19 protein-coding genes are annotated in these 21268 nt (G+C 66.9%); 7 read left to right on the top strand and 12 right to left on the bottom strand.

The features are described 5' to 3' along the window. Positions 1–10 precede the first annotated feature (10 nt). The 8 genes from gcvPB to DVK03_RS11125 form a co-directional block, all read right to left on the bottom strand. A complete protein-coding gene (gcvPB, locus tag DVK03_RS11160) occupies positions 11–1432 on the bottom strand; it encodes an aminomethyl-transferring glycine dehydrogenase subunit GcvPB (protein ID WP_115802962.1) in 1422 nt (473 codons plus the stop codon). Further along, complete coding sequence (gene gcvPA / locus DVK03_RS11155; RefSeq protein WP_115802961.1) at positions 1432–2775, bottom strand: aminomethyl-transferring glycine dehydrogenase subunit GcvPA; 1344 nt, start codon at positions 2773–2775, stop codon at positions 1432–1434. Before gcvPA ends, gcvPB begins: the two co-directional genes overlap by 1 nt. 1 nt (position 2776) lies before the next feature. Beyond that, on the bottom strand, positions 2777–3157 hold the full coding sequence (gcvH, locus tag DVK03_RS11150; protein WP_004062569.1) for a glycine cleavage system protein GcvH: 381 nt from the start codon (positions 3155–3157) through the stop codon (positions 2777–2779). Positions 3158–3159: 2 nt separating this feature from the next. Beyond that, positions 3160–4251 (bottom strand): glycine cleavage system aminomethyltransferase GcvT, encoded by a 1092-nt coding sequence (gcvT, locus tag DVK03_RS11145; RefSeq protein ID WP_115802960.1) that lies wholly within the window; start codon positions 4249–4251, stop codon positions 3160–3162. A 230-nt stretch (positions 4252–4481) separates the two neighbouring features. Further along, positions 4482–5282, bottom strand: a complete 801-nt coding sequence (locus DVK03_RS11140; protein ID WP_115802959.1) for an energy-coupling factor ABC transporter ATP-binding protein — start codon at positions 5280–5282, stop codon at positions 4482–4484. Then, on the bottom strand, positions 5270–6082 hold the full coding sequence (gene cbiQ, locus DVK03_RS11135) for a cobalt ECF transporter T component CbiQ (protein WP_115802958.1): 813 nt from the start codon (positions 6080–6082) through the stop codon (positions 5270–5272). Before cbiQ ends, DVK03_RS11140 begins: the two co-directional genes overlap by 13 nt. Further along, positions 6079–6378, bottom strand: coding sequence for a PDGLE domain-containing protein (locus DVK03_RS11130; protein WP_004042296.1), 300 nt, complete (start codon positions 6376–6378; stop codon positions 6079–6081). Before DVK03_RS11130 ends, cbiQ begins: the two co-directional genes overlap by 4 nt. Beyond that, entirely contained in the window at positions 6375–7031 is a 657-nt protein-coding gene (locus tag DVK03_RS11125; protein ID WP_115802957.1) for an energy-coupling factor ABC transporter permease, read from the bottom strand. Before DVK03_RS11125 ends, DVK03_RS11130 begins: the two co-directional genes overlap by 4 nt. Positions 7032–7158: 127 nt before the next feature. Here DVK03_RS11125 and DVK03_RS11120 point away from each other — a divergent pair, with 127 nt between their 5' ends. Continuing rightward, positions 7159–7575, top strand: coding sequence for a CopG family ribbon-helix-helix protein (locus DVK03_RS11120; protein ID WP_004062563.1), 417 nt, complete (start codon positions 7159–7161; stop codon positions 7573–7575). 98 nt (positions 7576–7673) lie between these two features. Here the strand turns inward: DVK03_RS11120 and DVK03_RS11115 are convergent, their stop codons facing one another. The 3 genes from DVK03_RS11115 to DVK03_RS11105 form a co-directional block, all read right to left on the bottom strand. Beyond that, a complete protein-coding gene (locus tag DVK03_RS11115; RefSeq protein ID WP_115802956.1) occupies positions 7674–10121 on the bottom strand; it encodes a DUF2309 domain-containing protein in 2448 nt (815 codons plus the stop codon). Then, positions 10111–11595 (bottom strand): proton-conducting transporter membrane subunit, encoded by a 1485-nt coding sequence (locus DVK03_RS11110; RefSeq protein ID WP_115802955.1) that lies wholly within the window; start codon positions 11593–11595, stop codon positions 10111–10113. Before DVK03_RS11110 ends, DVK03_RS11115 begins: the two co-directional genes overlap by 11 nt. Positions 11596–11972: 377 nt before the next feature. After that, on the bottom strand, positions 11973–12458 hold the full coding sequence (locus tag DVK03_RS11105) for an Lrp/AsnC family transcriptional regulator (RefSeq protein WP_004042301.1): 486 nt from the start codon (positions 12456–12458) through the stop codon (positions 11973–11975). A 412-nt stretch (positions 12459–12870) separates the two neighbouring features. On the opposite strand from DVK03_RS11105, the gene tuf reads away from it, so the two are divergent. Beyond that, complete coding sequence (tuf, locus tag DVK03_RS11100) at positions 12871–14133, top strand: translation elongation factor EF-1 subunit alpha (protein ID WP_115802954.1); 1263 nt, start codon at positions 12871–12873, stop codon at positions 14131–14133. Between the two features lie 120 nt (positions 14134–14253). Here tuf and DVK03_RS11095 read toward each other — a convergent pair whose 3' ends face one another. After that, positions 14254–14505: a hypothetical protein gene (locus DVK03_RS11095; RefSeq protein ID WP_004062560.1), complete on the bottom strand. Its 252-nt coding sequence runs from the start codon at positions 14503–14505 to the stop codon at positions 14254–14256. Positions 14506–14927: 422 nt separating this feature from the next. Between DVK03_RS11095 and DVK03_RS11090 the strand changes: the two genes are divergently transcribed. The 5 genes from DVK03_RS11090 to hmgB all read left to right on the top strand — a co-directional run bounded on the left by DVK03_RS11090 (position 14928) and on the right by hmgB (position 21253). After that, complete coding sequence (locus tag DVK03_RS11090) at positions 14928–15404, top strand: NYN domain-containing protein (protein WP_115802953.1); 477 nt, start codon at positions 14928–14930, stop codon at positions 15402–15404. Between the two features lie 106 nt (positions 15405–15510). Beyond that, entirely contained in the window at positions 15511–16359 is an 849-nt protein-coding gene (locus DVK03_RS11085) for a TatD family hydrolase (RefSeq protein ID WP_004042305.1), read from the top strand. A gap of 170 nt (positions 16360–16529) precedes the next feature. After that, complete coding sequence (locus DVK03_RS11080) at positions 16530–17117, top strand: DUF2150 family protein (RefSeq protein ID WP_004042306.1); 588 nt, start codon at positions 16530–16532, stop codon at positions 17115–17117. A gap of 57 nt (positions 17118–17174) precedes the next feature. Continuing rightward, positions 17175–19853, top strand: coding sequence for an Ig-like domain-containing protein (locus DVK03_RS11075; protein ID WP_115802952.1), 2679 nt, complete (start codon positions 17175–17177; stop codon positions 19851–19853). A 62-nt stretch (positions 19854–19915) separates the two neighbouring features. Continuing rightward, positions 19916–21253 (top strand): hydroxymethylglutaryl-CoA synthase, encoded by a 1338-nt coding sequence (gene hmgB, locus DVK03_RS11070; protein ID WP_004042308.1) that lies wholly within the window; start codon positions 19916–19918, stop codon positions 21251–21253. The last annotated feature ends 15 nt before the right edge of the window (positions 21254–21268 follow it).

The following is a 21268-nucleotide window of genomic DNA, read 5'->3' as shown; positions in this document are numbered from 1 at the left end:
GCTTTTCTCGTTATTCGTCGTCGCCGAGCGCCCGCCACGAGAGCCGCGGGTTCCGCGCGGCCGACACCTGGTCGATGCGGCGGGCGCTGGTCTTCGAGGGCGCGGTTTCGAGCGCCTCGTCGGAGTCGGCGTACGCCGCGTTGAAGGCGTGCGCGAGGTCGTCGAGCGACGCCTTGTCTTCGACTTCCGTCGGCTCCGTGAGCATCGCCTGCGAGACGAGTTCGGGCCACTTCGTCGTCGGCGGGTGGACGCCGTAGTCGAGCATGCGCTTCGCCACGTCGGCGGCGTCGCGGTCGCCCGAGGTCGCCGCGAACTCGTGGTGGAACGGCCCGTACGGCACGTCGAGGTCTAGCTGTGAGGCGAGGTAGTTGGCGTTGAGGACGGCCTTCGCGCTGGCGTCCGCGAGGCCCGCGTCACCGAGGCGGGCGATGTAGGCGTACGCCTTCACGAGCACGAGCCAGTTGCCGGCGAAGCCGTGGACCTTGCCGATAGAGGACTCGGGTTCGTACTGCTCGTAGCCGGCGGCCGTCTCGCGGACCATCGGACTCGGGAGGAACTCCGCGAGTTCGTCGACCACGCCGACCGGGCCGGCACCGGGACCGCCGCCGCCGTGCGGCGTGGCGAACGTCTTGTGGACGTTGTAGTGCATGATGTCGAAGCCCATGTCGCCGGGGCGGGCGCGGCCGAGCAGCGCGTTGAGGTTCGCGCCGTCGTAGTACAGCAGGCCGCCCGCGTCGTGGACCAGCTCAGCGATATCGACGATGTCGCGCTCGAACAGCCCCAGCGTGTTGGGGTTGGTGAGCATGAGCGCGGCCGTCTCCGAGGAGACGGCGGCGTCCAACGCCTCCATGTCGACGCGGCCGTCGTCGTCGGAGGGGAGTTCGACCACGTCGTAGCCGGCCATCGCGGCCGACGCGAAGTTCGTCCCGTGGGCCGACGAGGGGATGATAATCTCCGAGCGGTCGTCGCCGCGCGACTCGTGGTACGCCTTGGCGACGAGGATGCCCGTGAACTCGCCCGCGGCACCCGCCGGGGGCTGGAGCGTCACGGCGTCCATCCCGCCGATATCGGCGAGGTACTCCTGGAGGCCGTGCAGGAGGCCGAGCGTTCCCTGAATCGTCCGGTCGGAGCGGTCGGGGTGAACCCCGGCGTTGGGGTCCGCCGCCACGTCCTCCGTGAACGAGGGGTTGTACTTCATCGTACACGACCCGAGCGGGTACGGCCCGAGTTCGACGCTGTAGTTCATCTGCGACAGGCGCGTGTAGTGCCGCGCCAGTTGCGGCTCCGACAGCGCCGGCAGCGTCAGTTCGTCGCGGGTCAGGTCGTCGGGGAGGACGCCCTCCGAATCGACCTCGACGGTGGTGCTGTCCTTTTCGGACAGGAGCGGTTCGTACTCGTCGTCGCGGCTGAATCGGGCTTGGTCGAAGTTCATCAGATGACCTCCTCGAAGGCCGCGACCAGTCCGTCCGCGGCGTCGGCGTTCGCGTCGGTGATACAGACCTGCAAGTGGTGGTCGTCGAGGGCGTGGACCGCGAAGCCGCGGCCCGCGAGGTCGTTCGTGATGGCGGGCGCGGGTTGGTCCGTCCGGACGACGAACTCGCGGAAGTGGTGGCGGTCGTACAGCGGCGCTTTGACGCCCGAGAGGTCGTCCAGCCGGGCGGCGAGGTCGCGCGCGTCGGTGACGGCCTGCGTCGCGAGGTCGACGAGGCGGTCGGGGCCGAGCCACGCCATGTGCATGGCCGTTCGGAGCGCGACCCACGCCTGATTCGTACAGATGTTCGAGGTCGCGCGCTCCTTGCGGATGTGCTGTTCGCGGGTCTGGAGCGTCAGCGTGAACGCCCGCATATCCGCGCTGTCCTCGGAGACGCCGACGAGGCGGCCCGGGACCTGCCGGAGGTACTCCTCGCGGGTGGCGAAGATGCCGAGGCCCATGCCGTAGGCCGTGCCGATGCCGAGCGCGCCGGCCTCGCCGACGACCACGTCGGCACCGACGCTCGCGGGCTCTTCGAGCAGCGCGAGCGCCACGAGGTCGCTGCCGAGACAGAACAGCGCGTCGTTGTCGTGGGCGAGGTCGCCGATGTCGGTGAGTCGCTCCTCGATGACGCCGCGGACCGTCGGGGTCTCGGCGTACACCATCGCGGTCTCGTCGTCGACGAGGTCCGCGAGCGCCTCCACGTCGACCGCGCCGTCGGCCATCGGGTACTCGCCGATTTCCATCTCAGCGCCGTCGAGGTAGTTCTCGAGGACGCCGAGGCGACCCTCGTGGAGGTGCTCGGGAACGAGCACGCGGTGGCCGCTCGCGCCGCGGCGGAGGCGGTTCGCGAGGAGCGCGGCCTCGGCGAGCGCCGTCGCGGCGTCGTACATCGAGCAGTTGGCGACCGGGAGGCCGGTCAGTTCGACCAGCATCGACTGGTACTCGAACAGCACCTGCAAGAAGCCCTGCGCGATTTCGGGCTGGTACTGCGTGTAGGAGGTGAGGAACTCCGAGCGCCGCGAGAGGTCGTCGACCAGCGCCGGCACGTAGTGGGCGTGGTGGCCGCGGCCGAGGAACTCCGTCAGCTCCTCGTTGCGCGAAAACAGGTCGGCCATGGCGTTCCTGAGTTCGCGTTCGTCGGCGCCGGAGACGCCGAACTCGCCGTCGAATCGGATTTCCTCGGGGATGTCGAAGAGCGCTTCGACGCTGTCGACGCCGACGGCGTCCAGCATCGCTTCCTCGTCGGCGTCGGTGTGTGGGGCGTACGGGCTTCCGGCCCGCCGTCCGTTTCCAGCCGTCATCTCACTCCGTCTGCTCGCGGTACTCCTCGGGGGCGAGGAGGTCGTCGAACTCGCTTTCGTCGGCCGGCTCGACTTCGAGCATCCAGCCGTCGCCGTAGGGGTCGTCGTTGAGGAGTTCCGGGGCGTCGAACAGTTCCTCGTTGACGGCCGTGACCGTGCCCGAGATGGGGGCGTAGAGGTCCGAGACGGCCTTGATGCTCTCGACCACGCCGAACTCCTCGCCCGCGGCGAGTTCGTCGCCCTCGGCGGGGAGTTCGACGAAGACGACGTCGCCCAGTTCGTCCTGTGCGAAGTCGGAGATGCCGATGCGGACGGCGTCGCCCTCGGTGGTGGTCCATTCGTGCGATTCCAGATACTTCCGGTCGTCAGGGATTTCGAACATTGTCAGTTGATGAAGGGGGGTGTCACGATCACTGCGCGCTTCTCGCGGCCGCGGACGAGCACCGAAACCTCGGTCTCGTCGTCGGCGTACTCGACGGGGACGTAGCCGAGACCGATGGGCTCCGACAGCGTCGGGCTCATCGTCCCGCTCGTCACGACGCCGATGACCTCGCCGTCCGAATTGGCGATGTCGTAGCCGTGGCGCGGGACGCCGCGGTCGAGGAGGGCGAAGCCGACGAACGTCTCGTCGACGCCGGCCTCGCACTGTCGTTCGAGGGCGTCGCGCCCCACGAACTCGGTGTCGAGGTCGACGACGAAGCCGATGCCGGCCTCGTAGGGGGTCCGGGGCTCCGTCTCGGGATCGAAGTCCTGTCCCGAAAGCAGGTAGCCCATCTCCAGTCGGAGCGTGTCGCGGGAGCCGAGCCCGCAGGGGGTCGCCTCGAGCGCCGCCCAGACGGTCTCGGCGTCGGCCCACGGACAGAGGAGCTCGAAGCCGTCCTCGCCGGTGTAGCCCGTCCGGGCCACCCAGCACTCGACGCCCGCCACGTCGGCGAACGTCGCCTGGAACTTCGAGAGGTCCCCGAGGGCCGCGTCGGGCGCGGCGTCGGTGACCGAATCGAGGGCGTCGGGGCCCTGTACCGCGAACATCGCCCAGTCCTCCGTCACGTCCTCGACGGTGGCGTCGAGGTCCCAGTCGTCGCGGAACGAGGTCCATCGGTCGTACATCTCCTCGTCGTGCCCGGCGTTCGGGACGAAGAGATAGACCCGCTCGTCGCGGTCGGGGAGTCGGTAGACGACGGTGTCGTCGACGATGACGCCCTCGTCGTTCACGATGGCCGAGTACTGCGAGTCACCCGGTTCGAGGGCCGTCACGTCGTTCGTCGTCAGGCGTTGCATCAGCGCGGTCGCGTCCGGGCCGGACACCTCGATTTCGCTCATGTGCGAAACGTCGAAGATGCCGACCGACTCGCGGACGGCCGCGTGTTCGGCCTTGATGGAGTCGTACTCCACAGGCATGTCCCATCCGCCGAACTCGGTGAACGTCGCCCCGGCGTCCGCGTGGACGTCGTACAACGGCGGCTTGCGAAGGCCCATACACGCCCCTGCGAACTGCGATAAGTAATGCTTTGGTATCTGTTCGCTCGGTCTGTTCAGTATCTTGTATGAATACGGGGGACAAATCGGGGTAAAACACCACGAACCCGCAACCACATGGCGAAATCTGCCGCCCGAACGCGGCGCTGATCGGGACCGCGGTGGACGTGATAAACCGATTAGTGCGATACCGAATTCGGCGCGCTGCGCGTGCGTCGGGGGACAGTTCGCTACCGCGTTTGGTCCAGCAGGTGGGCTCGTGCCTCCGAGACGGTCAGCGGAACGTCGTCAACGTCGAGTATCCCCTCGAACAACTGCACCGTCGCCGGCGGCCGGAGACCGTTGTCTCTCAGCAGGGGGGTGTCTGTCAAAACGTCTCGAACGGGGCCGTCCGCCGCTATCGACCCCTCCTTCCCGACGACGAGTACTCGGTCAGCAATCTCGGGCACGGCGTCCACAGACGGCGTGAACAGCACCACGGTCCCCTCGTGGCCGGTCACCAGTTCCAAAATGCGTTCTCGGTAGCCGGCGTCGACAGCGCCGAACGGCTCGTCGAGAAGGAGCACCGCCGGCTCGAACGCGAGGACGCTCGCGACCGCCGCCCGCTGTTTCTCGCCCCCCGACAGACGGAACGGGGGGCGGTCCAACAGGCTCTCTAACCCGAGTTCGGCCGCGAGGTGTGCGACCCGCTGTGTCGCCGCCTGCCGCGACATCCCGAGCTGGGCCGGCCCGTATTCGATGTCCTCGCGGACGGTCGTATTGAACAGGTAGTCGTCGGGGTCTTGCAGGAGCACGCCGAGGCGGTCCCTGACGGCTTCGGCGTCCGCCGTCTCACCGAAGTACTCGACCGTTCCGGCCGTCGGCTCGACGAGGCCGCCGAGCACGAGTTGCAGCGTGCTCTTTCCCGACCCGTTCGCACCGATGACGGCAACTCGCTCTCCCGCCTCGATTGTGACCGTCACGTCTCGGAGCGCCGTCGTTCCGTCCGGGTACTCGTGTGTCAGTCCCCGGGCTTCGATTACAGGCCCCATCGAATCACCCCCGAGCCGGCGACGGCCACGACGGCGAGCGCGACCAGCGCGTAGTCGCCCTCGTCGACGTCCCGCGACCGGCTGTACGGTGACGGCGGTCGGGAACCGCCGCGGGCCCGCATCCCGCGGCCGACCCGTTCGCCGCGGTCGAGCGTCCGCAACAGGAACGTCCCGACGAGCCGCTTCGCATCGCGCCACCCGTCGCGGAGGCTCGACTGTCCGGTCGTGCGACTGTTCCGCGCGAGCACGAGTCGCTGTAACTCGTCGAAAAACAGGAACAGGTAGCGATAGGTGACGGCGACGACCCAGACGAGCGCGACCGGGACGCGCAGTTCCCGCATGGCCGCGACCACCGACGAGAACGGCGTCGTCATCACGATGAGCGACAGGAGCGCGACGCCGACGCCGACGCGGAGCGTGAACAGCACGACGTACGCGACGCCGGCGTCAGTGACGGCGAACCCGAACGCCCGCACGAGCGCGTCCCCGGGGAGCAGTACGGCTTGGGGAACGACGATACCGGCGGAGACGAGCGGCACGACCGCCGAGCGCGCGAGCAACTGTCGGAGCGGAACCGCCGACAGCCGCGCCAAGAGGGCGGTCACGACGCCGAAACAGAGGGTGACCGCGACGGTTCGCGTAATCATCACCGCCAGCGCGAGGCCAGCGACCGAACACAGGGAGACGCGAGGGTCCCGTCGCTGGAGGAACCCGTCGGACGAGGCCACCTGCTCGGCCGTGAACACGGACCGAAGCGCCCCCGTGATGGATTCGACCGAGCGGCCGACGACGCCGGTCACTGTTCGAGGAGGCGACCGACTCCGACTCCGACCGCCAGCGTGAGCCCCGTCCCGACGACCGCCGAGACGAGCGTTCCGAGCGGCGAACTGAGCCCCGGGACGGAGTAGTCCGGCAGTAGTCCGGGACTGACGGGGTCGGCCGCGTCGGCCGCCCCGGTCTCTTCGGCGGCGTTTTCGAGCGGTTCGGCGTACCCGACTGCGCCGGACGCCCAGCCGAACACGGGAGCCAAGACGACGAGCACGAGCAGCCCGATGAGCGCCCGCCGACCCCAGGAGTCAGACACGAGCGCGTTCACAGGCCCACCTCCGGGGAAAGCGAGTCGTCGTCGAGTCGCCCGAGGACGAGGTCCGGCCGAGCGTCCGCGACGTAGCCGTAGACCGCGGCCGTAATCGCGCCCTCGACGAGCCCCAAGAGCGCGTGGCCGACGACCATTATCAGCACGGTCACGCTCAGTTCGTAGGCGAACGCCGACGAGAGGCCGATGCCGACGCCGACGACCAGCGCCGAGACGGTAATCGCTCCCCACCCGGCGACGAACGCAGCGCCGGTTTCGTGAACCCCTCGGAGCGCCCGGAAGAGGGCGTACCCGACGAGGACGTCGACGACGGCCATCGCAAAGAGGTTCGCACCGAGCGCGATGATGCCGCCGTCACCGAACACGAGCGCCTGTATCGTCACGACGGCACTCATCGCGAGGACGCCGAGATACGGTCCGAGGAGGATACCCGCGAACGCCCCGCCGACGAAATGAGCGCTCGTCCCGCCCGGAATCGGCCAGTTCAGCATCTGCGCGGCGAAGATACCTGCCGCAACGACGCCGAGAAGCGGCGTCCGTTCGTCACCGAGTTCGCCGCGGGCGCGTCTGACCGCGATACCGATTACGATGCCGGAGCCGAGCCAGAAGAGACCCGCCACCCAGGGGTCGAGGAAGCCGTCCGGAATGTGCATTCGTATCACACGTGTGATTCGGTCAAGCAATAATACTTTTCTTCCAAATCGTAATACTGGCCGATATGGTGTCGATTCGAAAGCGTTACTGCCAACGACTAAACGGCTGCTGGGAAAAGTCGAGATTATGAGCCAGGACGTCGACCGGATGAGCGTCACGCTCCCGCCGAGTCTGCTCTCCGAACTCGACGACGTGGTCGCCGCCGGCGAGTACGACAGCCGCTCGGAAGCGACCAGAGACGCGCTTCGCGCGTTCGTCACGGAGTTCAATCAGCAGACGGGGCTCTCCGGGAGTCTCAGCGGAACCGTAGTCGTCCTCTACGAGCACGACCACAGCGGCGTGAGCGACGAGATGACCGAACTGCAACACGACTTCACCGAGACCATCATCGCGGTCCATCACGTCCATCTCGGCGACCACCTCTGTCTGGAATCCATCGCCGTCGACGGGACGGGCGAGCGAATCGAGGAGTTGCTCTCGCGGATTCGGCCGCTGAAGGGCGTCCACCAGGTCAAACTCGCCGTCGTCGAAGCGGACCGGTAGCGGACGAGCCGTGAGCGATTTTTGACGGCCTTCCAAGGAACTTCGGGTGACAGCCACAGCGCCCGACCGAGAGCGCGTTCGGGACGAGTTCGGAGCGCTTAGTCGTCCGCGACGGCGGTCGCCGCCGGCGTGTCCGGCGCCTCCGGTTCGGGGTTCGATTCGACCCGTTCGGACGCCGGCGTCCACGTCAGTTCTTCTTCGTAGTGGAACGCGCGGTGGTCCTGCGTCGGGTCGACGACCGTCAGCGAGAGCCAGTCGTTGTCGAGCAGTTCGGTCAGTTCCGCGTGGTCGGCCAGCACGTCGGTGACGCGGTCGACCGGCGCGTGGATAATCGTCGAGAGGCGGAGCGGCTGGTGGTACGGTCTGTCGTCGGCGGCCATCAGCGACTGGAGCGGGAGGCCGGTCATCAGGTCGCCGCCGTTGCCCTGATAGACGCCGACGTTGCCGACGGGGTTTTGGGTCACTTTCGACCCGCTGCCGTAGACGGCGTTGTCGACCGTCGAGAAGTAGTACTGCGCGTTAATCCACTGGGTGACGACCATCGGCCCCGTGAGAATCGCTTCGAGCGCGTCGCCGTCGGGGTCCGTCGCGTGGTCGTAGGAGTGGAGGAACGCGCGGCCGTCGAGGTCGAGGTCGCTCGTCAGTTCGCGGGGGCCGATGACGAAGCCGGCGTTGCCGGCCAGCCCCCATTCGGGACGCGTCTCGGCCCAGTCGGCCGCGCGGCGCTCCGTCTCGCTGACGGCCGCGGAGCCGCCGGCTCCCATCGTCTCGGCGCGTTCGGCGGCCGCGTGCTCGCGGGCGACCGCGAGGTCCGCGCGCAACTGGTCGAGGTCCTCGGCGTGGCTCTCGGGCACGTCGCCGTCGTACAGTTCGATTTCGTCGGTCGTCGTGTTGTGCTCGCCGGCGACGAACACCGTATCCTCGGGGATGTCGAACCCGCGGTCGCGGAGTTCGGCTTTGACCGTCTCGTCGTTACAGATGGCCGCGAGGACGCGAGCGTTCGGGCCGCCGGGGTTGCCGGCGCAGGCCCCGCAGTCCAGACTCGAATCGTAGGGGTTGTTGGCCGTCTCGCTGGCGTGACCGGCGAACACGACGAGGCGACCGAACTCCTCCCAGCCCATCAGCCCGAAGGCGTTCGCGGCGTACTCGACTTTCTCGTCGTCGGTCAGCCCCACCGGGAGGTCGCCCGCGTACGAGTGCTGGTGGTGGACCACTTGGTCGCAGAACTCGTGGTTGTCGGGGACCGCATCGTCGGCGGTTCCGAGCAGGTCGGAGACGCGACCGGGGACGAGCGTGCGGGCCGCGAGAGCCAGCCCGTATCCGCTCCCCGCGCTCTCGACGAAGCCGAAGGCGGTGGCGGGGTTGGTCTTCAGCGACTCGATGGCCTCGCCCGCGGCCTCGCGGAGGCGCGACCAACGGTCGCGGGTCGCCTCGGTGTCCCTGTCGGTCGGGACCTCGGTGACGCGGTGCTGCGGGTCGACAATCGGCGGGCAGGCGTCGACCGCTACCTCGGCGTCGTACCCCCGGTACTCCATCGGGATGCCGAAGAAGCCGGCGTAACCGTGGGTCTCGTAGTCGCCGGTCGCCTCGATGTGCCGGCGGATGACCTCCGAGCGCGTGTCGATACAGAACACCAGTTGCGCGTCCGGGCGGCCCGTGGCGTCGCTGGTGTCGAGCGCCTCGCTCTCGGCGGCGACGCGGTCGACAACCTCGTCGCGGTAGCTCGCCTCCCACGCGCTCAGGAACGCATCGGCGAGTTCGTCGGCCGCCTCGGCCTCGTCGCTCTTCGACCCGGTCGACGGCGCGATGTCGACGCCGAACGCGTCGAGGAGCGCGAGGCGGGCCGCGAGGTAGCCGTCGAGCGAAATCGGGTGCGCGGACTGCCACTCGCCGCCGTCGGCGGCGCGTTGCTTGATGAAGCCGGTCCAGCCGGGGAGCGCGGCGAGCTGCTCCTCGAATATCGGCACCCATTGGCTTTCGGGATACGACGCGACCGCGGCCTCGATGGTCTCGACCGGCGACTCGGGCAGGTCGGAGACGATGCCGTCGTCGGGGATTTGGCCGTCGTACGCGGCCATCGACCGGAAGGCGTTGTAGAACCCGTCTTCGCGGTCCGGCATCGGCCAGTGGGCTTGACCCTCGTCGAGGAACGCCGACAGCCACTTCGTCAGCACGCGGTCGACCCGCGCGGCGTCCGTGTCGGCGGCGTCAGTCTCGGCGTCGTCGCCCGCGCCCGCGGACTCGACGCCGGCGTCCATGCGCTCCAGTAGGGCTTCGGGGTCGCCGTCGTAGCCGCGGTCGGCCAGTTCCGCGTCGAGCGCCGCGGGGTCGATTTGCCCCCCTTCGAGGGCCGCTTCGAACGTCTCGGGACTCGGGTAGCCGCGGCCGCCGACGAGGTCCGCGGCCTGCGTGACCGCCTCGCTGAACGGCATATCTTCGAACCCCGAAAGCGGGTTGGCCGTGACGAACGAGTGAACCGGCCAGACCGAGCCGACGGTCGTCGCGGCTTTGTCGATGCTGTCTTCGATGGCGTGTTCAGTACTCATTGTAGTCCTCCGTGGCGGTCAGCATGGTGCTGGACGCGGGCTGGCTCGCGTTCAACAGCGCGACGTAGAGACGCCGGCTGCGTTCGTGGACGCCGAGTTCTATCGCGACGTAAGTCACGAGGAAGACGCCGGCGACGAGCGCGTGGAGCGCGCTCAGCTCGGCGGGGGCCTCGACGACCGGCAGCCCGGACAGCACGCTCGAAATTCCCTGATAGACGAGGGCGTACACGGCGATGGCCGGCAGGAAGACCAGCGGCACCGCGCCGTAGCGGGCCGTCGCCGGGAGCGCGGCGTGTGCGACGACGTTGCGAGCCGCGTGCAGCGTGGTGAGGACGACGAACGCCACGAGCAGGAGCCCGCTGTCGAGGTGCGTGCCCTTCCCGGTGAGCGCCGCGAACAGCGCGCCGCCGGCCAGTCCGGTCGCCACGATGACCGCGGAACCAACGGCCCCGGTCTCGTGGTCCTCGTGGTCGGTCGGGGCGGTCCGTTCGACCGCGCCGCCCGCGCTGAGGAAGTGGTACGCCTTGTAGAAGCCGTGCAGGATGAGGTGGGTGATGGCGGCCCCGAAGAAGCCGAGCCCGGCCTGCATAATCATGAAGCCCATCTGGCCGATGGTCGAGCAGCCGAGTTCGCTCTTGACGTCCGACTGGACGTTCTTGAGCAGTTTTCCGACGAGGGCGCTCGTCGCGCCGACAGTCACGATTCCGAGCATGAGCGTGGCGTCGAGGGTCACGACCGGCGCGAACCGGAGCAGCAGGATGCCGCCGGCGTTGACGAACCCGGCGTGCATCAGCGCCGAGGCGGGCGTCGGCGCGGTCATCGACGAGAGGAGCCAGCCGTGGAACGGGACGAGCGCGGACTGCATCATCGCCGCGAGCACGAGCGCGACACAGGCGACGAGCCACACCGGGCCGCCGAGTCCGTCGGCGTTCGCGGCGATGCCGGAGACCGTCGTCGCGCCGGTCGCCTGCCACAGCGCCGCGAGCGCGACGCCGAGGAACGCGCTACTGGCGAGGAAGTACCTGCGGGCGACGCTCGAGGCGGCCCGCGCCTGCGGCCAGCCGTCGATGATGCCGATGAGTTTCGCCATGAGGAGTCCCATCGCCAGCCAGCACAGCCAGAACAGCGCGACGTGGTCGGCCGCGACGAGGGCCATCACGGCGACCGTGAAGCCGAACACGGCGGCGAAGAACTTCGTCTCGTGGACGGAGCCTGCCATGTAGCGGCGCGAGTAGCTGTGGACGATACCGCTGAAGAACGTCACGACCACCCACAGCAGCACGGTCAGGCCGTCGACGGCGACGACGCCGGGGACCTCCCACGCGCCGCCGAGTCGGAGTCGGGCGAAGAGCACGGCGACGCTCGCGGCGAACAGCGCCCACACGAGCCGCGTTAGTGCGACGGGCGCGAACGGCGAATCCGCCGTCGCGTCCGGGAGTGCTCCGACCGTCGGTTTCGGGCTGTGTCCTGACATCGTTCGGTTCGTCGTTGACCAGACCGGTCACCGAAACGCACTCGGCGTCCGATATTGGTCGTCCTTACGCCCATCCGAGAACAGATTGTCTATTAAATCTACCTACATTCACAAATCGTTCGCAAATTAGCCATTATAGAACATTATGGTTTCGCGGGTGCGGAGCGTCAAAGACTGTCGACTCTGACGAGCTAAACCCGCGTAGAACAGCTTGTTCGCGGCCTGAAGCACGATAACGCGGCGTGAGCAACCGAATCCGTGCGCCGGCCCGGTCGGTGTCGCCTCGCCGCGGCGACCGGCGACTGCGGTCGCTCGTCGGTCTCAGCGAGCGGTTCGTGAACGCTTCGTTCGTCGGAGGATATCGAGCGCGCGCCCGTTCAGGAGTCGTTCTCGGCGTGCCTCTCGGCATCGAACTCGCCGAACGGCGTCGTCTCGTGCGTGCGGACGAGAACCTCGTCGGCGACGGTGACGCCCATGTCGAGGAGTTCCTGTGCGATGGCCGTGATGTCATCGTCCGTCTCGCAGACGGCGGTCACGAGGAGGTTCTGTTCGCCGGTGACTAACTCCTGGACCGCCACGACGCCATCCATCTTCAGAATCTCGGGGACGAGTTCGCCCCGCTTGGGAATCGAAGCGGTGCAGTACAGCAGCATTCGGAGCGGATAGCCCGACTTCTGATAGTCGACGCTCGCGCTGTATCCCTTGACCACGCCCTCGGATTCGAGCCGCTGGATGCGCTTGCGGACGGTGCTGTCCGAGGTTCCCGTTCGCTTTGCGATGTCGCCGGACGACATGTTCCGGGCGTCCTCCTGAAGTGCGTACAGAATCGCCCTGTCGACGTCGTCGATATCCTCGCCGGACATACCACTCCCTCCGCGAGGAGGACACTTTAGCCTTTGATATCGCGCGACACCGCTCGCGACTCGCCCTCGGCGGCAGATTTATTACCCAAACGATAGAATTAGTTACTATGATTGTTGTAAACTCTAACGCCGGTACGTCCGACGCTCACGAGCAGTCCGTTCGCCGCACGGCCACCTTCGCCGACATGGCCGCGACGATGCGCGGGTTCTGAGCCGTCTGCTACCGCTTCGATTCTCCGCTCGGTTCGCCCGACGGCGTCGTAACGTGACGGCGTTCCTGAGTTTTCGTGTTTCCTGACAACCCGTTTCAGCGACCCGTTCGAACCGGCGCGAGACGCGTTTCTCGCCGGGAAAACGGATTTACCTTTGGGTGTCATATTCTACCAAACTGGGCGACACCGCCCTGATAGCCATGGCAGACAAACCACACCAGAACTTAGCCATCATCGGACACGTCGACCACGGGAAATCCACGCTCGTCGGCCGGCTCCTGTTCGAGACAGGTAGCGTCCCGGAACACATCATCGAACAGCACCGCGAGGAGGCGGCGTCCAAGGGGAAGTCGGGTTTCGAGTTCGCCTACGTGATGGACAATCTCGCCGAGGAGCGCGAACGCGGCGTCACCATCGACATCGCCCACCAGCGCTTCGACACGGAGAAGTACTACTTCACCATCGTCGACACGCCCGGTCACCGCGACTTCGTGAAGAACATGATTACGGGCGCGTCGCAGGCCGACCACGCGATTCTCGTCGTCGCCGCCGACGACGGTGTCGCGCCGCAGACCCGCGAGCACGTCTTCCTCGCCCGGACCCTCGGCATCGAGGAACTCATCATCGCGGTCAACAAGATGGACGTCGTCGATTACAGCGAAGACTCCTACAAACAGGTCAAAGAGGAGGTCCAACAGCTCCTCCAGCAGGTGCGGTTCAACTCCGACGACGCGGGCTTCATCCCCATCTCGGCGTTCGAGGGCGACAACATCGCCGAACCCTCGGAGAACATGACGTGGTTCGGCGGGCCGACCGTCCTGGAGTCGCTGAACAACCTCCCGGAGCCGTCGCCGCCGACCGACGCCCCGCTTCGCGTCCCGATTCAGGACGTGTACACCATCTCCGGCATCGGGACGGTCCCGGTCGGTCGCGTCGAGACAGGGATGCTTAGGACCGGCGACAACGTCCGGTTCATGCCCTCTGATGCGGGTGGCGAAGTGAAGACCATCGAGATGCACCACGAGGAGGTCCCGGAGGCCGGCCCCGGCGACAACGTCGGCTTCAACGTCCGCGGCGTCGGCAAAGACGACATCCGCCGCGGCGACGTCTGCGGCCCGGCCGACGACCCGCCGTCGGTCGCAAAGACGTTCACGGCGCAAATCGTCGTGATGCAACACCCCTCGGTCATCACGGCGGGCTACACGCCGGTCATCCACGCGCACACCGCGCAGGTCGCCTGCACGTTCGAGTCGCTTGACCAGAAGCTCGACCCCGCGTCGGGCGAGGTCGCAGAAGAGGAGCCGGACTTCATCAAGGCCGGCGACGCCGCCGTCGTCACGCTACGTCCGCAGAAGCCGCTCAGCATCGAGCCGTCCTCAGAAATCGCCGAACTCGGGAGCTTCGCCATCCGCGACATGGGACAGACAATCGCGGCCGGTAAAGTGCTCGAAGTCAACGAGTAGCGCCCGGTCCCGACCTCGGATTTTCCGCGTCGCCGCCGCGACAGCGACCGCGCCGTCCTCGGGGACGGTCGGCGCGACCGACGGTCGCACGCGGCGCGCGAGCGTTCGTCGTGTCCGGCGTCACTCGTCAGCGCCGGGGTAGAGCGCCGACACCCGCCAGACGTTCGCGCGGACGCCCGCCCTGACGATATCCATCCGGACGCGGTCGCCGGCGTGGTGGTTCGCGAGGTAGTCGCGGAAGCTGCTGTTCTCGTAGGAAGTGACGTGGTACGTCGAGCCGTTGTCGCCGCGGAGCGTCGCCGCACCGTGGTCGTTTACCTCATTTACGATTGTAAATGTATCCGGGCTATTTTTGGACGCTGTCTGAGACATACTCGAGTATATGTTAATGAGACACATAAAAACTGCCATAGCGTTTAGTAAATCATTATAAACCGTCTCAGGATTGTCGCTCGGGCGGGACTGTCCGCTCGCCGTCTATCGGTTTTCCGAGAATGGCCCGCGTCCGGTGGTCGATTCGACGCGCCGTGCGCCGGCGGTTGGGTTGCGACCGGCGTGGGACGTGACGCGACGCGGCCACGCTGTCGAGCGCGGCTGGGTCGTCGAAACGAATGCATCGCGTAAGTACGGCCTCTCGAATCGGGGACGGGGCGCAGTCACTCTAGGCGGTGGAGCCAATTAACCGAATGGCTTGATATATCCGGCCTCATTAGTGGCCCGCGCCGCCGACGCGACGGGGTTGGCCCGCGAGGCTCCCTCGAAATTTATAAACCCGAAACCGGGCGAGGTGGTGTATGGACCTCCTGCGGCGATTGGTCGGCCCCGACGGGCTTCCCTCGGGCCGAGTGGCGCTCTTCGTGGACGGGCCGAACGTCCTCCGCGACGAGTTCGACGTGGACTTAGACGACATCCGGGCGGCGGGTCGCTCGCTCGGCGGGCAGTTGAGCGCGGCGCGGCTCTACCTCGACGAGCACGCCACGCCGGGGCTGATTCAGGCCGCGGAAGCGCGCGGGTTCGAGGTCGTCATCACGAGCGGCGACGTGGACGTGAAGCTCGCGGTCGACCTCACGCGCTACGCCGTCGAGGACCGCGCCGACGTCATCGCGGTCGCCTCGCGGGACACCGACTTCAAGCCCGCCTTGGAGACGGCCAACGCCTACGGCCTGCGGACGGTCGCCATCGCGCCGGGGAGCTACGGCCGCTCGGACGCGCTTCAGAACGCGGCGACCCACGCGATGACGCTCGACGAGTCCGCCGCCGACGACAACTGAGTCGGGAGACGACTGAGTCGGCGGCGACCTGCCCTCTCCGACCCAACCCGACGCCGCACCGACCGCGAACGGTTCGCTTTTTCCTCCCCCGGCCGACCACACGTCCATGCAGGAGTTCGACACGCCGGTCGTGGACAACCATCTCCACCTCGACCCGGACCACGGGCGCGGGCTGGAGGCGGTGAAGGATTTCGCCCGGAGCGGCGGCACGCACCTCCTCGTCGTCAACAAGCCCTCGTGGCTCCTCGGCCACGAGGTCGAGACCGGCGAGGACTTCCGACCGGTCTTCGAGACGACGGTCGAGGTCGTCCGCGAGGCCTCCGAGCTTCTCCCCGGGCGCGCGTGGCCGGTCCTCGGCGTCCACCCCGGTCTCGTCTCGAAGCTCGTCGACGACCGCGGCTACGACCCCGAGGCCGCCCGCGACCTGATGTGCGCCGGTCTCGACACCGCCGCCGAGTTCGTCCGCGAGGGCGACGCGCTCGCGCTCAAGTCCGGCCGCCCGCACTACGAGGTCACCGACGCCGTCTGGGAGGCCTCGAACGCCGTCCTCAGACACGGCCTCGACCTCGCCGCCGACTGCGACTGCGCGCTCCAGCTCCACACCGAGTCGACCACCGACCTCTCGGACGTGGCCGAGTGGGCCGACGAGCGCGGCGTCCCCGGCGAGCGCGTGGTCAAACACTACGCGCAGGGCCACCTGACCGGCGGCACGCCGAGCGTCATGAGCGACAAGGACCGCCTCGAAGACGCCGCCGAGCGGGGCGACCCGTTTTTCATGGAGACCGACTTCATCGACGACCCCGACCGCCCCGGCGCGGTGATGGGTCCGAAGACCGTCCCCCGGCGCGTCGACTGGCTCCTCGACGCGGGCCGCGACGACGCCGTCAGGAACGCGCACGTCGAGACGCCCGCGTCGGTCTACGGCATCGACACCGAAGCGACGCTCGACCGATAGCCGGAGGGAGAACGAGAGGCGGGTGAGGCGGACCGACTGACGCGGGAGGCGGGACGACCGCCGAGACCGACGCACGAGCCGAATCGCGCCGTCTCCTTCCACGTCGTCGTCTCACACGGTTACAGGCAGGATAAGAAAGGCATTTGAGTCCGGCACGGGAGGTTGTAGGTATGACCGAGGCCGAGGAACGATACTACTCGCCGGAACGCTGGCAGAACTGGTTGACGCGCGTCGAAGAAGAGGACCTGGACCTCGAAAGCGAGGAGACCGGCCGTCTCCTGATGAACATCCAGAACGACGCGGCCATCGCCATCGCCAAGATTCTGACCGCCTACGACGACGACACGCTGGGCGAAGAAGAGGCGCTCGACGAGCTGTCGACCGTCCACGACATCGTCATGGCCGAACCCGAGTTCGAGACGGAGAACGAGGAGGCCGAAATCCTCGTCGGGAGCGTCCAGACGAGCCTCTCGTGCGCCTTCTTCGCCGCCGAGGAGTTCATCGTCGCCGGCCCCGCCGAACTCGAAGACGACATGGACGCCTACATCCGCGCCGCCGCGGACGCCGAGGCCGCCGACGATCTCGACAGCGCGCTCGGCTACATCGTCCAGGTCGGCACCCGCGTCATCGACGGCGAGGACCTCGACATCGAGGTGCTCGACGAACTCGAATTCGGGCTCGTCACCGAGTGGGTCAACGGTCTCGACAGCCTCCAGAGCGGCCTCTCGGAGCCCGAAGTCGTCGAAGAAGAAGACTGAATCCGGCCTCTCGCTTTTGTAGGAGTCTTTTTCCCGTTTCGGATATCTTCACGTCATATGGACTTTCGGGGGGACGAGAGAGCGGTCACTGTCCAAATCGGCGCAGTGCTGCTGTTCGGTATCATCATCATCTCGATGTCGATGTACCAAGCGACCGTCGTCCCGAATCAGAACGAACAGGTCGAGTTCCTACACAACCAGGAGGTTCACGACCAGTTCGAATCGCTTCGCGGTGCCATCATCGAAAGCTCGTCGGAGACGACCCCCCGTCCGTCGACGGTCTCTCTCGGAACGCGGTATCCGAGTCGGACGCTGTTCGTCAACCCCGGCCCCGTCTCGGGGACGTTGCAGACGCGTGAACTCGGCAGTCTCACCGTCACGAACGTCGAGACGACGGAAGCCGAGACGAGCGACTACGTTAACGGCGGCCTCTCGTACGAGACCAAATCGCTCGAATACCGGCCGGACTACAACGTTTTGCAGTCGGCCCCGACGACCGTGTACGAAAACACCGTCTCGTACAATCGGTTCGACACCGGGTACGAGGGGACGCTCAACGACGGACAATCACTCATCAACGGCCGGACGATTTCGCTCGTTCTCCTCCAAGGCGACTACTCCGAAAACGGCGTCGGCTCCGCGACCGTCGACGCGCAGGCGGTCAGCCCCGCGACGCGGACCGTTCCGGTGACTAGGGACGCGTCGGGGAACGTGACCATCTCCGTGCCGACGGAGCTGTCCGAGGACGCGTGGCGTGAGCTTCTCGCAGAGGGGAACGACGACTACGTCCACAGCGTGGACCGTTCCGGCGACAGGGTCGAAATCGAGATGCAAGGGGAGGAAGGTGGCGACAGCGTGACGTACGACCTCCGCGTCGGAGCGGTCGAAGTGGGGTCGGGCGTCGACGAACCGGCCGCGTATTACCTGACGGTCGTCGACGGAGCCTCGCCTCGAAGCATCGGGTCGGGAGACACCGAGACGCTCACCTTCGAAGTTCGGGACCGATACAACAACCCCGTCTCCGGGGTCTCGGTGAACTTCTCTGCGAGCGGTGGTTCGGTCTCAATCGACCCGGAGGGACCGACGACCGATTCCGAGGGTCGAATCCGCGTGACGGTGACGGGTGAGTCGGCGGGAACCGCCGAGGTGCTCGGCAGCTTCGACGACGCGACGTTCACTCCGAGCACGCGACAGGACGCGGGTGTCGAAGTCAGCGTGTCGAGCGGGGAGGCCGCCGAGAGCGGCGGCGTCGGCGGCCTGCTCTACGAGAACGACGCGGTCGCCCGCGACGGCGACGATAGCTTCTCGACGCCGGGTGGCGTCGAGTTCTCGCTACGGAACGTCGGCTCCGACTCCGTCGAACTCCTGAGCGTCGTGGTGAACCCGCACGACGACAGCATCGATGGACTCTCAGACCGGGTCGACGGCGGGGACGACGACCCCGGCGAGACGGAGTTGTACGTCGAGTCACCGAGCGGCGACGCCCTCGTCGACTACCAGATTACCCAGAACGAGTTCGTCGACGTGCCCGAAGACGGGCTCGCAATCGACATCGACGAGAGCGGTGACATCGGCGGGTCGAACCCCGTCGTCGGCAGCGGCGAGTCCGCGCGGTTCTACGTGTACGAGTTTTACGATACAGGTGGCTTCGGCGGCACGAACGTCGACATGACCGGCGAGTGGCTCTCCGTTCGCGTGACCTACCGCCTCCCGTCGGGCCTCGTCGATGCCAAGACGTTCTCGTTCGAAGCCAACGCTCAGCCGGAAGGCGGCGTGAACGCCCCGCCGACCCCTCGGACGACGGGGCCGTACAGCGTCCCCGAAGGCGAGTCGATACAGCTCGACGGCTCCGGGAGTTCGGACAGCGACGGGTCGATTACCAGTTACAGTTGGTCCATCACCGACGACCCGACGGGGCAGGCGAGCCTGTCGAACCCCAGTTCCGCGCGGCCGACGTTCAACGCGCCCGACAGCGTCTCGGGCGACACCGACGTGACCGTCGAACTAACGGTGACCGACGACGACGGGGCGACGAGTAGGAGAACGACGACCGTGACCGTCACGGACACGGACGGCACGCCGTCTCCGTCCGTCTCGATGCGTGTCGACGACCTCACCGACATCCAAACGAACAACCCCGACTTCGTCGTCTCCTACGACATCGGGGACACGAACGCGTCGTTCGAGCGCGTCGAGGTCAGGGCCGATTCGACGGAGGGCTCCGCTTCGGGCTTCGCACAGCAGTCGACATCGCGCGGCAGCGTTCGGTTCCAGCCCGGATACGGAGTCAGACAGACGTTCGAGGTCACGATTGACGTGATTTACGACGGGCCGAACGGCGAATACGTCGAGAGCTCACGGACCGTGACCGACGTGGCCGACGCGCGGAACCGGAACGGCAACGCCGACCTGTCGCTCGGAAGTAGCGCGTCCATCGACGCGTTCGACGTCGAAGACCGGACAAACACCAGGAGAAACGAGGTCTGGTACCGCGCCGACTACGACGTGTCGTCCGGCGACTTCAGCCGGGTCGAACTGGTGGCGCTCAATCTCAACGGCAACGGGGCGACGACCACGACCCAACGTACCGACCGAAGCCGTAACAACGTCGACATCATCGAGCGGCGGGACGGCGCACAGACCGACTATCGGGTCGGAATACTGGTGTACGACGACACCGGTGCCGTCGTCGATATCCAGACCGTCGACGACGTCGCGGACGGGAACGGCCCGTAGTTCGACAACCGACGTAACTCCCCATCGACAAAACCTTATCCCTCGGTTCTGTAACATCGACCATGACTTCCGTCGGCATCGACGCCATGGAGATTTGGACGGGCAAACTCGTGTTAGACCTCCCCAACACCTTCGCGCCGGTGAAGGGCGAAGACCCGGAGAAGTACACGAAGGGGCTGGGTCTCCACACGTCGTCGTTCCCGGACGTGTACGAGGACATCGTCACGATGGGGGCGAACGCCGCCAAGAAACTGATGGACCGAAAGGGCCTCACGCCCGCGGACATCGGCCGCATCGACGTGGCGACCGAGTCGGCGTTCGACAACTCCAAACCGGTGTCGACGTACATCGCCGGCTGTCTCGAACAGGTGTACGACGGCGACTTCCGCCACGCCAACAAGGGCGAGCGCAAGTTCGCCTGCATCGCCGGCACCCAGAGCCTCGACGACGCCTACAACTGGATTAAGGCGGGTCGCAACCGCGGGCGCGCGGCGCTCGTCATCGCCACCGACACCGCCCTCTACGAGCGCGGCGACCCCGGCGAGGCGACGCAGGGCGCGGGCGCGGTCGCGATGCTCATCGACGAGGACCCGGACCTCGTCGAACTCTCGACCGAACAGGGCTACGGCAGCATGGACGAGACGGACTTCCTCAAGCCGAACCAGCAGTTCCCCTCGGTGGACGGCAAGCGCTCCATGCAGGTGTATCTCGCTCGGATGCGCGAGGCGCTCGAGGACTACGAGAGCGTCGCGGGTCGCACCCACCCCGACCTGTTCGAGTACATCCCGTTCCACACGCCGTTCCCCGGCATGGTCCGGAAGGCGGCGCTTCTGGGCTTCCGCCACATGACCCGCGACACCGACATCGAAGACGACCTCGAAAGCGAAATCGGCCGCCAGCCCCGCGAGGAGGACTTCGAGACGTGGGACGACTACGAGGAGGCCATCCGCGGCTACATGGACGAACTGAAGACGACCGAGCAGTACCGCGACTGGTACGGTCGCGTCATCGAGCCGACGCTCGACATCTCCAGCCGCGTCGGCAACTGGTACACCGGCTCGGTCCACATCGCCCGACTGTCTGCCCTGAAGGCCGCCGCGGACGAAGGTAAAGATATGACCGGCAAGCAGCTGCTCGTCGGCTCGTACGGCTCCGGCGCGCAGGCCGAGATTCACGCCGAGCGGGTCCAAGAGACGTGGCTCGACGAAATCGAGGCCGTGGACGTGGACGACCAGCTCGCGGCCCGTACCGAGATTTCCTTCGACGACTACGAGCTCATCCACGACGTGCACAACCACGAAAAGGAAATCGAGGTCGAGGAGTTCACCCAACCCGAAGCCGAGTTCGTCTTCACGGGCTGGGGGCGGATGAACGAGCGCCGCTACGAATACGTCGAATAACAGACCGACCGCACG

Origin of the sequence: Haloferax sp. Atlit-109R (assembly GCF_003665865.1) — an archaeon.
GTDB classification, from domain to species: Archaea; Halobacteriota; Halobacteria; order Halobacteriales; family Haloferacaceae; genus Haloferax; species Haloferax volcanii.
The sequence above is the reverse complement of the archived record's forward strand: the minus strand, read 5'-3'. Positions and strand labels throughout refer to the sequence as shown.